Source organism: Peribacillus sp. P4_B1, from assembly GCF_056402395.1.
Genome location: NZ_JBFUHM010000020.1, coordinates 1 through 14,899 on the forward strand (window position 1 = coordinate 1; position 14,899 = coordinate 14,899).

Below are 14,899 nucleotides of genomic sequence, written 5' to 3' on the forward strand. Positions count from 1 at the left end.
CTTTACCCAATTCGCTATTTGTGCATCACTTTTGATACCAAATCGCTCACGAAGCCGACGATATGACCAGCCTTCCTCCAACTTCAAACGAACAACTTCTCGCTTTAATTCTTCTGTATATGTTTGAAACGTTTGCCCCTTTTTTGCCATAGAAAAATCCCCTCTCAGATAGACTGTTAAGAACATTTTATCATGCTCTCTTTTTACTCTGTCTACCTGTAGGGGATAATACCATTCACCTGTTCTCCTTTCTCTTTTATTTAGGTTGAAAATTTTCAAAATCAGTAAGGAAAATAAAAGTAGATTCCTTTACAATTCATCTAACTTCTCAATCTTATCTTCCTTCTATTGTATTTCGTTACTAGCTGGTTCATGACTTCTGCAAAGATCAGCCCCATTGCTATCGCACCAGCCAGCATGAAAGCCTTGGCGGCCAATTGAACGGCGACATTAAAATCATTTACGACAAAATGCTTCATCGCATCATATGACAAGCCTCCTGGCACGAGGGGGATGATTCCCGATACATTAAAAATTGTGATCGGGGTTTTATACCTTTTAGCAAAATACTGGCTGATAACCGCAACGATAAATGCAGCCGCTAATGTTGCCATAATGCTGTTTATCTCATTTTTAACCAAAAAGAAGTATAAGACCCACCCTAACATCCCTACGCAACCACATTGAAACAATGAATTTTTCGGTACATTGAAGATCACTCCAAAGGCGGCTGAGGCAATGAAACTTGTAATAAGCTGTGCAAACATCATTCTTCCCCCTCTAAAATCATAAGAAAACAAACGCAGCCGATATTCCTGCCCCAATGGCTAATGCAGTCAAACCTGCATCCGCACCCTTGGATAGACCCGAAACTAAATGCCCTGCAATTAAATCCCTGGCTGCATTAGTAATTAACAGCCCTGGCACAAGCGGCATCACCGCTCCAATGATTATCGTGTCCAAATGACTTCCAACCCCAATATGGACAAAGAACATAGCCACTAAACCTACAACTAAAGAAGCTATAAATTCAGCAAAAAAACGAACTTCCAGTAACCAGTGCAAATAAAGCAGGCAAGAGAATCCCATTCCTCCAGCTATACAGGACCAGATGAAATCATTCCACTGTCCTTGGAACATGATTAAAAAACAGCCGCTCGCTATAAATGCAGCAAAAACCTGACCCCACATGGGATACCCCATCCCGGCCTTTTCGATTTCCTTTAACCGTAAATAGGCTTCCCCTGGTGACATTTCCTTGCTGGAAATGCTTCGGGATATACTGTTAACAAGCGTTACCTTATGTAAATCTGTAGATCGTTGGGAAACTCGAATTAATTTGGAGGCTGGGTGCATTCCATCCAGCGAAAAAATAATTCCTGTGGGGGTTGAAAAACTGTGGGAGTCACCGCATCCATACGCTGCAGCAATTCTAACCATCGTATCTTCCACCCTTGATGTTTCCGCTCCGTTCTGAAGCATGATTTTTCCCGCTAGTAAACATACATCTATAATTTCATTGTACGGTAACTGATCTTCCATTTTATCCTCTCCATCACTTTCTGCGTAATAACAGATAAACGATCTTACCAGTTTAAATCCACCTCATAATAGCCCAATTCCTCTGAAAAGGATATAAAAATATTACCAATTTAATTTATCAACACCATCTAATTGCGGTACATACAACCTTAGTACCATTATTCCCTTTATTTCTTGCTGAAACCGCTTGGTTAATAGAAAAATGCAATAGTATGTGAAGTATTTATAATAAAAAATGAATGCAGACACGGGGCCTGCATCCCTTTATAATATACTGTAATCATCCAATATATCCTGTACCTTCACACTCCTTTTTGTATAAAGCCATCTACGGTTTCATTAAACAAGTCGCTTTCTTCAATGAATGGACAATGGCAACTATCTTCAAAGATTACTAGTTCGGAATTCGGAATGTTTTTATGCAAATGTTCCCCTGCAGCTACCGGGATGACTTTTTCAAGCCTTCCAAAACAGAGAAGTGTGGGAACATTGATTTTTGGCAAGAATTCACGATAGTCGACAATCGATTGATCAAATAGAATGGCACTGGCAATGGATTCTGGCATTTTGGTCACTTCCCCGAGCATCCAGCTTGCATCCGCTACAGATAATTCATTTTTAAACATGGAGGCAAGGAAGCTTTGTAAAAATGGGGAACGGTTCGTTTGAATTTCAGTCATGAAGGCAATCAACGTGTCCATATCAAATGCGCCAATATTAAAGTCGGGCCACTTAAAATCAGAGGCCAATTCATCGACAATCACAGTTGAATGAATATTTCCCTCACCGAATTGCTTGAGATAATCCCAGACGACAAAAGCCCCCATGGACCAGCCTACGAGTATGACATCCTGTAATCCCAGTTTACCAATGAACGCATGAAGATCTTTTGCATAAGCGGAGACTGTATTCCCGTAATGAACATGATTTGACTGGCCATGGCTTCTTAAATCAAGTAAGATCGTTCTATACTTTTCTGAAAAGTACGGAACTTGCCTTCTAAAGAACCGGCTGCTCATCCACACACCATGGATAAAAATAATTGGTCTCCCCTGGCCCTTTTCTTCATAAAACAACCGAACGCCTTCTTCCACCTCAATAAATGCCATTCCATCCCTCCTTCACGATATTTTCAAATCCATTCCCTATTATTTATTGCGTTTCATCTTTTAACATTCCTTCCTATAAAAATATATTGTCAAACATCATCTTAGAGTTGATAATGAAGTATATTTTTATTGTATCTTCATCCTGAAAGGACGGAATTTTTATGAAGAGTTTTATCAAAAACTATCGATCCTCCTTAATACTGCTCACTGCCATTATTATCGGTGGGATAGCGGGCGTCGTTTTCGGTGAGAAAACCTCGGTCATACAGCCGCTAGGGGACTTATTTCTAAATCTTATGTTTACGATCATCGTGCCATTGGTATTTTTCAGCATTGCTTCAGCGATTGCCAATATGAGCGGAATGAAGCGTCTCGGGAAAATCATGGGCAGTATCGTTGTCGTCTTCCTGACAACTGCCGCTTTAGCTGCCGTCATTGGGTTTATTGGGACAACCATCATCAATCCCTTGGAAGGCACAGATACGACAGCCATTAAAGAACTGATGGAAAACAGTTCCTCTGAAGAGCACATCGAGAAAGTTTCTTTCTTCAGTCAACTGGTCAACACAGTAACCGTATCTGATTTCCCAGAACTGTTATCCAGAAGCAATATGCTTCAGCTTATCGTTTTCTCAGTATTAATCGGACTTTCCACTGCATTGGTCGGTGAGAAGGCAAGACCGATTACTGAGTTTTTGACAGCGGGTACAGCTGTCATGATGAAAGTCGTTAAAATCGTCATGTACTATGCTCCAATTGGACTTGGTGCTTATTTTGCTGCGATCATCGGGCAGCTTGGGCCGCAGATTTTAGAAGGCTATGCTCGCACTTTCATTCTTTATCTAGTTTTAGCTTTGATTTATTATTTTGGCTTCTTCACTTTGTATGCCTTTATCGCAGGTGGGAAAGATGGAGTTAACCTATTTTGGAAAAATGCCCTGGCACCTTCCATTACAGCCATCGCAACTTGTTCCAGTGCCGCGTCCATTCCAGTCAATCTGGAATCGGTCAAGAAAATGGGCGTGCCAAGGGATATAGCGGAGACTGTCATCCCACTCGGAGCCAACACTCATAAAGATGGTTCTGTATTCGGAGGGGTATTGAAAATCGTTTTCCTATTCAGCTTATTTGGAAAGGATATGACAAGCATTTCAAGCATTTTAAGTATACTTGCTGTTGCCTTTTTGGTTGGAGCCGTTATGGGCGCCATTCCTGGGGGCGGCATGATTGGGGAAATGCTGATTCTTAGTGTATTCGGCTTTCCTGTTGAAGTTCTGCCGATCATTGCGGTTATATCCACGATTATCGATGCTCCTGCTACACTGCTTAACTCAACAGGAAACACGGTTTGTGCCATGCTTGTCACGCGGCTTGTTGAAGGGAAAAACTGGTTGAAACGAGCATTCATTAAAGAAAATTCGGCGGTATGATTTTAAGATATAAGAACTGACTCCTGGTTAACCAAGAGTCAGTTTTTTCATTTTTTCTCTTTATAATGAAATTAGAATAAAAATCGTACATTCCAATCGTTGGTACACAAGGTTTTTGAATCCGGATTTTTGAATAGAAGTGAATGAAGATAACGCAGCCAAAAGATGTTACAACCGATCCGTAATCAGCAGCAGTTAGACGATATGAAATGGGCGTTGAGCGCCATTGTTCGGAGCGCGCAATTACATCCTGTTTGTCGTAGGCTGCGAGATCGGCCTGCGTTTAGGGGACATACTCAAGCTCACCAAGAAGCAGATCCTGGACCTTAACAACACAAGATTCCCCGGGTCAAGGAAGGGAAAACGCAAAAAATCCGCGATATATATATCGCCATATAGAAAAAGAACGAACCTTGTGGTATTAAAGTGTTCGTTCTTTTTTCTACATATATTCTAAAGTGAGAACTTATATCTTACGTTTAAATAGGATAACATGTCCTATAGTAGCTAGAATGATACCTATCACAATATTTTGTATAGATAAGCTAGTTATTTTGGAAGATACTTCCATATCAAAAGAGAAAGACATGACATTATATACTGGGAATAGATTACTTCCCAGTGTCCAATACTTCATTGCTATATACCCTACTATCAATAGTAAAGGGAAAATGATATTTCTAGACAACACCATGAGAGTGAAACCTAAGTAACTATATAATATAGTTTGGGGTATATATATAATGGATATATCCATTAGAGAAATATCTGGATACTGTAATGTAATAGTAACGAGAAGTATAAAGAACCCTATTAGAAAGAAAATAAAAAAGCTTGTTACTCTTATGATTCCGTGAAAGAACGATGATAGTGGATAGCTAAAGAGCACCTCAGATGCTCGATCTTCATAATAATCGAAGAATAAATACATAGACCACCATGCTGCAAAGGGACAAATAACAAATTCAATTATATTTGACGTGTGTCTAATCACATCTACACTTGAAGAGAAGCTAACGTAGATAATCCCCAATAAGATAACAAATAAAGGTGCATAAAAAGATACACCCATAGATTTAATTTCAAACTGCAGATCTAACTTTTTAGCAGAGTTCACTGTCATTCCCCTCTCCTAGTGAGATACAAGTAAGCATCTTCAATAGTAGGGGAAACTTCCGTTTGTTCCTCCTGTTCTTCTATAAAGTAGCGTACAAGGCACTTATCGTCTTGTTGCTTAAGAGAAATTACTTGATTCTGAATAGAATCTGCCTCTTCCATAGTTAGAAGCTCTTCCTTAATTTTCCCTTTAACTATTGCCTTTAAGTCTTCTTTTTTTCCTGTAAAGATGATTTCTCCCTGTTTTAAGATTCCGATATAGTCACATGTCATTTCTACATCTTCAACTATATGAGTAGAGATTAATATAGTTCGATTTCTCCCTAATTTTCTTAATAAATTTCGAAAACGTACACGTTCTTCGATGTCTAGTCCTACAGTAGGCTCATCAACAATTAATAGGGGAGGGTTTCCGAGTAAAGCTTGAGCAATTCCGACACGCCTAAGCATTCCTCCGGAGAGTTGCTTAATTTTCTTTTTCTTATGCTCTTGTAGATTCACTTCTTGAAGGAGTAAATCAATCTCTTTTTTTGCTTTTGATTTTTCGATCCCCTTTAGGACAGCTAAGTGGAGTAAGCACTCCACTACTGTTACATTTTTATATAAAGAGAAATGTTGAGGTAAATAACCGATATAAGAACGAACTACATTTTGATCATTCCACGAAAGATCGTCATTCATTTTAATTTCTCCACTATCAGCTGGCACTAAAGTTGTTAAAATTCTCATCAATGTAGTTTTGCCGGCACCATTTGGTCCTAGTAGTCCGAAAGAACCTTGGATATCAAATGTTAGGTTTTTCAGAACCTGTTTATTTTGATAAGATTTATTGACTTCTTTTAAGCAAATGCGTTCCATAATGTTCTCCTCATTTTGAATTTTCTTCTTTTAGAACGTCATATAATTTATTCCATTTTTGAGAAGTTGGATGTTGAATTAAAGAATACCATTCTTTATATACTGAGCTTTCAGGATTCAATGAATCCTTGTTTTTTAGCCATATGTTGACTTGCTCTTTTACTTTTTGTTTAGCTTGATTTTCTCCTATTGCATATCTAATGAGATAATCTAAAGAAGAAGACTCTACGCCCTCATTAGGAAGTTGAAGGGTATTATTTAGAGCTCTCCCATATACATTTGAGAATAAAATATTAAATTCAAAATCTTCTTTATGAGATGATACTTTAGTTTTTGCTAATACTAACTGAGGAGTAAAGTCTCCTAGATGATTAACTGTAAAGAATGGATCAAAAGGATATTCTATATGACTGAATCCCCAAATTAAATAGTCATTATTCCACCAAGTACCTTCTCCTGGCATACCATCACTTATGTTTTGATTTGGAACAAAATAAATGGTACGAGGAACAGTGAGATGATCATCCTTTAATGTAGTTTTCATCACCTTTGCAACATCGTTTAAATAGTTGTAAATGCTATCTGTATGCTCAAATTGTGATTCCCAAGTATTAGGGAAGATATATGTCACATTATTATCAATCTTAGATGATAATTGCCCAGATAATAAAGAGATACCATCGGTGGAAATTCCTTCCCAAGTTCCTTCTTCTGTTTTTGTTAAATTTGTATATAATTCTTTTGCACCTTTTACCTTAAGATGATATTCTTTCTTGTCGTTAGGTTGATGAGGTACTCGGTGTATGAAATGGTATTTCGTTATAATCTCAAAAGCTGGAAGGGAATTTTCGCTTGGTAACCAAGGCATATAATTTGGTAGATAAACAGCTTGAGAATTTCCAAAGTAGAGATTGGATTGTAATCCTTCATAGTTAAATTCTAGTATTCTATTGTCATTAGGTTTCCAAGTATTGTCTTCAAAATATAAAGTGACCGAGTCATTTTTTTGTTTAAATTTAATCTCTTTCCCATCCATCTTTACTTGATGAATATGTAACTCATGGAATAAGCCAAGTTTAATTTGTTTAATATCTTTTGTAGCTGTGCTAATTGCTTGTATTTTAACTGAAACATTGAGATTAGTTTTAGTACTTAACTCAATATCGTATTTTTTAAAACTAATAGGATCCCCAAATGAATCATTTACTGATATCTTATGTTCTCTATAATATCGATTTGTTGCATCGTCATCATCGGAAAGAACCTGAAGTGGCTGTAGTACATACGCAACGGAACCTACTAAGATAACTAGCATAGGTATTATAGAATAGTTCAATTGTGATTTAGATATTATCTTTCTCTTCTTCCATGTTAATAAGAATAGAATGGTTAACAATGAAATGATTAACAGCTTCTTATCCCAATGAATGGTATCTAATGAGAAACCGTATAAACTATTATAAGCTCTGGTCATGTTAGGTTCTCCCAAGTTTAGAATTTTATCAATTCTAAATTTGGAAGGGACCTCTCCTTCTGTATTAAACACAACGTAATTCAAAGGCATCGTGAAAACGTAGATAGTAAGTGCTATTAAATAAACGAACTTTCCTCTTATCCAAAGAGATAATAAATTTCCTAACAAGAACATTATGAAAGAGGACAATCCCCAATATAACCAAATATATTTTAACACCGATAAGAAATACGTTTTATTGTTAAAATCTTTTGTGAAAAATAAGTATAGATAAACAGCAAATAACAATACAGTAATTAACACTACTGAACTAAGAATGAGTAACCATTTTGCAAGTGTCTTATATAAGACTGCATTCTTTATAATGCTAAAAGTTTCATAAATTTCTTCTTTTTCATCAATTTTAGCTAAATATATGCCAATGAATAAATAGCAAACCATGAGAGCTAAAACTACAGGATTAGCAAATACTACTGACTGAGGATCATTTAATGAGCTATAAACGAAAAATAAAAATGATCCGTAAATAAGAATACCTAAGAATAATATAGGAACAACCCATGTACGGGCTAAAATTCTAAGATAAAATGTATAACAATTTATTAGTTTCAATTGTCTTTCACCCTTTCAAACTAGTTAAATAAAGAGACAATGTACAATTAAAACATATATTGAAAAATAAGTAAATTAAATGTTTAAATTTGGTATTTTTCGATATAAAGTATAGTTTGGAGGTGTAAGAATATAAAAAAAATAACAAAAATGGTATGTTCTTTAGCTATAGTACGTGCAATAAGTACTGCAACTGCTTATGCTGCTACTTCATCTGTTCATGTAGGTGGCAGTAATATATCCCCAACAGGCAAAAGGATTTCTGCTACTAACATAGGCCATACTGGAGAAAAATTTTGGAAAAGTGACTTGTGTTTCATACGCTAAGAAAGTAAGAGATTATCAACTTGATCTTACTATTAACTCAGCTACCCTGTATGCTGGGGATGATTTTTCTAGAAATGCTTCTCATGGTAATGGAAAATACTATGTAAAAGCAAAAGTAACTGGTGATGGAGCATATAATGCAAGTGGAGAAACTTCTGTCTTGGGCCAGATAATACCTAAGTTAGTACTTTCTTGCATAATAATTTCTATTTAATTTTAAAGATTGATTAATAGGTATTATTCTTTTACTTAATTAATTTTAAAAAATGACAGCTACCATTCTAGGTAGCTGTCATTTTTTTATTCCTTTCTGCCTGTTCAATGCCCTTCATAATGGCCTTATTAGGACAAAATCTATTTCTTGGGATATGAATCTGGTTATTAAATTCAGGAACTCTGGCTTCCATTTTTCCTAAAGTATTAAACTATTTTTCAAAGTCTGTTCTTCTAGAAATGCCTTCTTTTTTCATCGAATCTTGGTAGTTTTCACGTGCAGAAATAGCTTGGTCATACTCTTGTTTAGCCGAGTTTTGAAACAAGCATTTTCCCTTTCAAGAAAGGATTATTCTCGATTTTTTCAACAATGGCATGATGTTTTTTCAAGGTAGCCTTCAGCACGCTAACCGTGATCGGTGCTGATTTACACAATCCAATTCACCATGGAGCCTTTGAATTTCTTCTTTACGGTTATTCAGCGTTTTCTGGATTGATTCAAGAGGGACCACTTTATTTCCGTTCTCTTTATTAATTCTCACAAGCCTTGTAGCCGTTTGGAGCGCATTTCAAGCTCGACTTGTTTCTTTAATATTCGATTTCCTTAAGTTTAAAGGGGTTTGTAATCTCCGACTCATTGATGTTGCCTTTTCTGGTCCGTTGATCATGCTCACCTACTATGCAGCTCAATTTTTCATGGCTTACAGCATTCGTATGAAGCCTTCTTTCCATTTATCGAAAGGGTTGAAAAGTGAAGGGCCTATCCAGTAAATCCGAATATCCGTTCGTTCCACATGAAACATTCTCATGAAAAAAGGCATTCACAGCTCTAATGGAACTGTGGACGCCTTTCCTTATCCTTTAATTTTTTTAATGAAGACTACTTTTAAATAATTTCCTTCCTTATATTCCGTACTTGCTTTAAAATCAGCCGGCAATGAGAATTCTTCCATGAGCTCATATTTCCCATTCATCTCCCTGAAGGCAACATCAATGAAGCTCTTGAATTTCTTCATGTCAAACGTACTGCAATTAGTTGATGCGATAATGATGCCATTGTCTTCCGTAATGGAAATGGTATCCTTCAATAGATTCGTATAGTCTTTTCCGGCGCTGAAAGTAAACTTCTTTGACTTGGCAAAGCTGGGTGGGTCAAGGATGACCATTTCAAATTTCAAAGCCTTCTTCACTGCATATTTAAAATACTTAAATACGTCCATCACCACGATATTTTGAGCTTCAGGATCTATTCCATTCACACTGAACTKCTCGATCGTCTTTGGTAAACTGCGATTCGCCAGGTCGACACTAGTTGTTTTAACGGCACCGCCTAAAGCGGCAAACACGGAAAATGCCCCAGTGTAGGAGAACATATTCAACACCGTTTTCCCTTTTGCGTATTCATCCCGGATTTTCCTTCTGACATCGCGTTGATCAAGGAAGACACCGACCATTGCCCCATCATTCAGATAGACAGCGAAATGAACTCCATTCTCCTTTACAAGAAGCGGAAATGCCGGCTGTTCACCCATGACAAAGTCGTCTTCTTCTACATATTGCCCCTTCGTATCAAATCGTTTCTTCTGATAAAGCGACTTTACCTCGACCGTATTCTGCAGTGCCTTAATGATATAGTCTTTAAATGAATAAATCCCTTTGCTGTACCAGCTAATGACATAGTGACCATCATAATGATCGATGATTAAACCGCCAATTCCATCACCTTCCCCATTAAACAAGCGGAACGCTGTAGTCTCCGTATCTTCAAAAAAAGACTTTCGGAATTCATATGCCGCTCGGATTTTGCCATTAAAAAAGGTTTGATCAATTTTTTCATTTTCTCTTCGGGTCAATACCCAGCCATAGCCTTTGTTTTGTTTACCATAATAACCTTTTGCTAGAAAACGGTTATTCTCATCCACCAAACGCACTAATGATCCCTCTTCCTGAAGATCATTATGGTTGGCTATCGACTCTTTAACAATCAAGGGAAAGCCCTTGCCGATTTTACTTACGAACTTAGCTTTCACTTTTATATCTATTTCTTTTCCCATATATATCATCCTATCTTTGCAATTGCTTTCTTCCCCATTTTACCCTAATCCCTTTATAAATAAAAACGAGCCTTGTTCCGTCACAAGGCTCGTTTCTCCAAAATCTTTGATTATGATACTTCTAAATGAAGATCTCCCGGTTTTACTTTACCCATCATCTTCAATACTCGATGTAAGGCAAGGGTGATCACAGCTGGCAAGACCATGCCCACTGCCACATAAACCAGGAACGTGTACAACCCTTGACCCGTAATGATAGCAATCGGGGCAATCAATGAACTTAAGCCCATCCCCCCAAGCTCATACGGTACTTGGAAATCGAATGCCAACGTAGCGATAGGAGCACAAATGATTGCCGCTACAAATGGCGGGACGACATATAATGGTTTTTTGATTAAGTTAGGAAATTGAACTTTCGGCGTAACCACCATCTGTGCAAGGAATCCACCCATATCATTATCTTTATAAGACATGACAGTGAATCCAACAAATTGAACGGTACATCCGATTAAAGCAGCCGCGCTTGAAACAGGATCTAACTGTAGGGCAATAGCAAGAGCAGCGGAAGAAGCCGGTGTCATCAATAAAATGCTCCATACCAATGCAATGACCATGGAACCAATTAATGGAGAACCTTCAACCTGAGCTGTAATTTGACTGCTTAACCATGTCAGGAACGGTGTCGTAACAAGTGCTAGACCATATCCAGAAACCCCACCGACAAGAACAGCAGCCAATGGGATGGCCATGATATCCAACTTTGTTTTGCCTATTAGGCGCTTACCTACATAAGTTGCAATTAAGGCTGCCAGAACGGCACTTAGTGGCTGACCCGTAACAATCGTGAAGGCACCCTCAGCAGTTCTGTTGATGGCAGCACCGCCAACTGCACTTGAGGCCATGGCGCTAAAGATAATTAATGAATTACCTCCAAGCTGATAGGCGATACCTGCTCCTAAAGCTGGGGCTAGCAAGACCTTTGCGGCACCCCCTATTGCCAGGAGGACCTCCCAATCTAAATATCCCCCTATCGATTCAAACAATAACCCGATTCCTAATGTTACCAAAACTGCGTTGGCTATCCCTGTTGAAGCCTTGTACATTCGATCGCTGATGTATTCTTTCCTGCTCACTTTATCTCCACTCCTTATAAATTATCAGAATATTCAACTTAACAAAAAACCTATTATTTGGAAGGGTACACCAGTTTTTTTACTTTAGTGTCTTGTTACTAAGTTCACAAGCAAGGCTCAAACAATTCCACAAAATTAATCCCACTAACATAATAAGAGAATAATAATATGAAGTAATTCATATTATTAAATACTCATCTATTTCGCCGCTACCTATAATGTCTGTTCGTATAATAACACGAATTTTCTGATAATGTAAGAAGTGTTTTTATTCTAATAAAATAAAAACGCTTACAAAAAGGGGTATATATCACATTTTCATACAGTTAGGTCCAATATTGTATTATTTTAATATAAATTAATCCTTTTATTACTAAAACACTCTAAAATTCTGGTTTTAAGCCGGAATAGCTTATACATTATTCCAATATAGGTTTTTAGCATTTACAACTACAAATTATTCCTCTTTTTATAAAAAAAAGAGAATCCATTTAAATTGGATTCGCCTCTATACTATGGTATAAATGTGATCTTTCATAAAGAATCCCCAGCTTTTAAATTCTCTTCTATTGAAAACCTTCCAGAGTTGCAAAAGTGTCTCTCAGGAATCGATAAAATAGTTTCTCCGTTGGCATTAACTCCCTTTCAGTTGGAATAATAACACCTACAGCCCTAGTTACGGATGGTTCATCCAACGGCAGTCTAACTGTAAAACGAGGTAAGCTGTCAATCAGTGAGATTTCTGGTATTAAGGTTACGCCAAGTCCTGCTGCCACTAAACCTTTAATAGCATCAGTATCTTTTCCTTCAAATGCAACTTCTGGCTCGAAACCGTGCAGTTTACATGCCTTCATAACAATATCACGTAAAACATACCCCTTAGGATATACGATGAACGGATTTCCTTGAAGTTCATTTAAGTTTAATGACTTCTTCAAGGCCAAAGGATGACTTTCTGACAAAAGAGCGACCAAGTTCTCAATAAATAGAGTTTCTCCGTGAATTTTCTTTTCGTTCGCCGGTAGAGGTCCAATTAAGGCCATGTTAATATTTCCTTTTATAACAGAATCGATCAGGTAGCGATATGAGCCTTGTTTCAAAGTGAACTTCGCTAGCGGGTAAATCTCTCTGAAATCAGAAATAACCTTTGGCAATATATAAGAAGCTAAACTACTTGGAAAGCCAATACGAATTGTCCCTTTTTCCGGATTTAAGCTCTCAGCAAGCTCACGCTTTGAACGATCAATTATATCCATAGCTTGTTCCATATTCGCTAAAAATGTATGTCCTATAGGTGTCAGCTTAATCTTCCGGCCTTCGCGGATAAATAAAGGCACACCTAATTCCTCTTCTAAATTATAAATTTGACGACTTACTGCAGACTGGGCAACATGCAAAGCCACTGCTGCTTCCGTCATATGTTCACGCTTTGCGACTTCAATGAAATATTCGATTTGTCTTAATTCCAATGTAAGCTCCTTCTTTCATATCAAAACGGCATGTTATTTATCTAATATTCAGATTGTTTCTTTCAAATTTGAATTATATCATTAAAGTATCACATAAAAACGTATATATATATTCAAATATATTTTCATGCTACCAAAAAAGGGGAGAAAAGGTAATGACAACGTCACATGAAGTTGAGCAAGAGGAAATACAGGTCGCCAAAGAGTTTGTAAGTCAAGTATACGCACAGGTAAAGGAGCGTAATCCTCACGAGAATGAATTCCATCAAGCCGTAAAAGAAATATTCCTTTCATTAGTGCCAGTATTTTCAAAACACCCTATTTATATGAAAAGTGGGATTTTAGAAAGACTCGTTGAGCCAGAAAGAATGATTACCTTTCGTGTCTCTTGGGTTGATGACTTAGGAAATGTACAAGTCAACCGTGGATTCCGCGTGCAATTCAACAGTGCCATTGGGCCATTTAAAGGCGGTCTACGTTTTCACCCGACAGTAAACTCCAGTATTATCAAGTTCCTCGGTTTCGAGCAAATCTTTAAAAATTCTCTTACAGGACAGCCAATTGGCGGTGGAAAAGGCGGATCTGACTTCGATCCAAAAGGAAAATCAGACGCTGAAATCATGCGTTTTTGCCAAAGCTTCATGTCAGAACTGGCTCGCTATATCGGTCCGGATACAGACGTACCGGCAGGGGATATCGGTGTAGGAGCTAGAGAAATCGGTTATCTATTCGGTCAGTATAAAAAGATTCAAGGCAGCTACCATGCAGGTATTTTAACTGGTAAAGGCATAAGTTACGGCGGAAGCTTAGCCCGTACAGAAGCGACTGGATACGGAACAGTTTACTTTGTCGAAGAAATGCTAAAAGACAAAGGTTTACAATTCAATGGCAGCACAGTTGTTATTTCCGGATCAGGCAATGTATCCATTTATGCCATTGAAAAAGCTACACAGCTGGGTGCTAAAGTTGTTGCATGTAGCGACTCTAATGGCTATATATATGACAAAAATGGTCTGAACCTAGATACAGTTAAACGTTTAAAAGAAATAGAAAGAAAGCGTTTGAGCGAGTATGTCGATGCTCATCCCGAAGCTGAGTACAATGAAGGAAGCTATGGAATTTGGTCTGTACCATGCGATATCGCCCTTCCTTGTGCAACACAAAATGAAATTGATGAAGAAGCAGCAAAATTGCTTGTTAAAAACAACGTGAAAGCAATCGGCGAAGGTGCTAACATGCCATCGACTCTTGAGGCTATTGACGTATTCCTTAATAATGGTATCCTATTCGGACCAGCCAAAGCCGCCAACGCAGGTGGTGTTGCCGTTTCTGCACTTGAAATGGCCCAAAACAGTGCTAGAATGCCTTGGACATTTGAAGAAGTCGATACGAAACTACACGGTATCATGAAAAATATTTATAAAAACAGTGTAGAAGCAGCAGAAGCATATGGTGAACCTGGCAACTTAGTTGTCGGAGCCAATATTGCGGGATTCCTTAAAGTAGCAGATGCTATGCTGACTCAAGGCATACTCTAATAATAAGTTAAAAATAGGAGGCGG

Annotated in this window: 14 protein-coding genes; 3 read left to right on the plus strand and 11 right to left on the minus strand. The window is 37.7% G+C overall.

Going from position 1 to position 14,899, the window contains the following annotated elements; all coding sequences use genetic code 11:
- From AC1DVK_RS13345 to AC1DVK_RS13360, 4 genes are all read right to left on the minus strand, one after another.
- A partial coding sequence (locus tag AC1DVK_RS13345) for a transposase (RefSeq protein WP_477626697.1) occupies positions 1–150 on the minus strand: 150 nt, incomplete at its 3' end.
- Positions 151–320: 170 nt separating this feature from the next.
- Positions 321–770: a threonine/serine exporter family protein gene (locus AC1DVK_RS13350; protein WP_176431972.1), complete on the minus strand. Its 450-nt coding sequence runs from the start codon at positions 768–770 to the stop codon at positions 321–323.
- 16 nt (positions 771–786) lie between these two features.
- The gene (locus AC1DVK_RS13355) at positions 787–1,542 is read right to left on the minus strand and encodes a threonine/serine exporter family protein (RefSeq protein WP_477626662.1); all 756 of its coding nucleotides are present in this window, start codon (positions 1,540–1,542) and stop codon (positions 787–789) included.
- Between the two features lie 302 nt (positions 1,543–1,844).
- The gene (locus tag AC1DVK_RS13360) at positions 1,845–2,651 is read right to left on the minus strand and encodes an alpha/beta fold hydrolase (protein WP_089363730.1); all 807 of its coding nucleotides are present in this window, start codon (positions 2,649–2,651) and stop codon (positions 1,845–1,847) included.
- A 161-nt stretch (positions 2,652–2,812) separates the two neighbouring features.
- Between AC1DVK_RS13360 and AC1DVK_RS13365 the strand changes: the two genes are divergently transcribed.
- The gene (locus AC1DVK_RS13365) at positions 2,813–4,081 is read left to right on the plus strand and encodes a dicarboxylate/amino acid:cation symporter (protein ID WP_410863829.1); all 1,269 of its coding nucleotides are present in this window, start codon (positions 2,813–2,815) and stop codon (positions 4,079–4,081) included.
- A 466-nt stretch (positions 4,082–4,547) separates the two neighbouring features.
- Here AC1DVK_RS13365 and AC1DVK_RS13370 read toward each other — a convergent pair whose 3' ends face one another.
- From AC1DVK_RS13370 to AC1DVK_RS13380, 3 genes are read right to left on the minus strand one after another with little or no spacing between them, the layout of a single operon-like run.
- The gene (locus tag AC1DVK_RS13370) at positions 4,548–5,204 is read right to left on the minus strand and encodes a hypothetical protein (RefSeq protein ID WP_477626663.1); all 657 of its coding nucleotides are present in this window, start codon (positions 5,202–5,204) and stop codon (positions 4,548–4,550) included.
- On the minus strand, positions 5,201–6,055 hold the full coding sequence (locus AC1DVK_RS13375) for an ABC transporter ATP-binding protein (RefSeq protein ID WP_477626664.1): 855 nt from the start codon (positions 6,053–6,055) through the stop codon (positions 5,201–5,203). Before AC1DVK_RS13375 ends, AC1DVK_RS13370 begins: the two co-directional genes overlap by 4 nt.
- Positions 6,056–6,065: 10 nt before the next feature.
- Positions 6,066–8,141 carry a hypothetical protein gene (locus tag AC1DVK_RS13380; protein ID WP_477626665.1) on the minus strand — a complete coding sequence of 692 codons (2,076 nt, stop codon included), beginning with the start codon at positions 8,139–8,141 and terminating at the stop codon, positions 6,066–6,068.
- 304 nt (positions 8,142–8,445) lie between these two features.
- Here AC1DVK_RS13380 and AC1DVK_RS13385 point away from each other — a divergent pair, with 304 nt between their 5' ends.
- Entirely contained in the window at positions 8,446–8,682 is a 237-nt protein-coding gene (locus AC1DVK_RS13385) for a hypothetical protein (protein ID WP_477626666.1), read from the plus strand.
- A 587-nt stretch (positions 8,683–9,269) separates the two neighbouring features.
- On the opposite strand, the gene AC1DVK_RS13390 is transcribed toward AC1DVK_RS13385, so the two are convergent.
- From AC1DVK_RS13390 to gltC, 4 genes are all read right to left on the minus strand, one after another.
- Positions 9,270–9,413: a hypothetical protein gene (locus tag AC1DVK_RS13390; RefSeq protein WP_477626667.1), complete on the minus strand. Its 144-nt coding sequence runs from the start codon at positions 9,411–9,413 to the stop codon at positions 9,270–9,272.
- 122 nt (positions 9,414–9,535) lie between these two features.
- Positions 9,536–10,735, minus strand: a complete 1,200-nt coding sequence (locus AC1DVK_RS13395) for a class I SAM-dependent rRNA methyltransferase (protein WP_477626668.1) — start codon at positions 10,733–10,735, stop codon at positions 9,536–9,538.
- 110 nt (positions 10,736–10,845) lie between these two features.
- Complete coding sequence (locus AC1DVK_RS13400) at positions 10,846–11,838, minus strand: PTS sugar transporter subunit IIC (RefSeq protein WP_089363738.1); 993 nt, start codon at positions 11,836–11,838, stop codon at positions 10,846–10,848.
- 596 nt (positions 11,839–12,434) lie between these two features.
- Positions 12,435–13,337, minus strand: a complete 903-nt coding sequence (gene gltC, locus AC1DVK_RS13405) for a glutamate biosynthesis transcriptional regulator GltC (RefSeq protein WP_410863824.1) — start codon at positions 13,335–13,337, stop codon at positions 12,435–12,437.
- Positions 13,338–13,492: 155 nt separating this feature from the next.
- On the opposite strand from gltC, the gene gdhA reads away from it, so the two are divergent.
- Complete coding sequence (gene gdhA, locus AC1DVK_RS13410) at positions 13,493–14,875, plus strand: NADP-specific glutamate dehydrogenase (RefSeq protein WP_317778326.1); 1,383 nt, start codon at positions 13,493–13,495, stop codon at positions 14,873–14,875.
- Positions 14,876–14,899 lie beyond the last annotated feature (24 nt).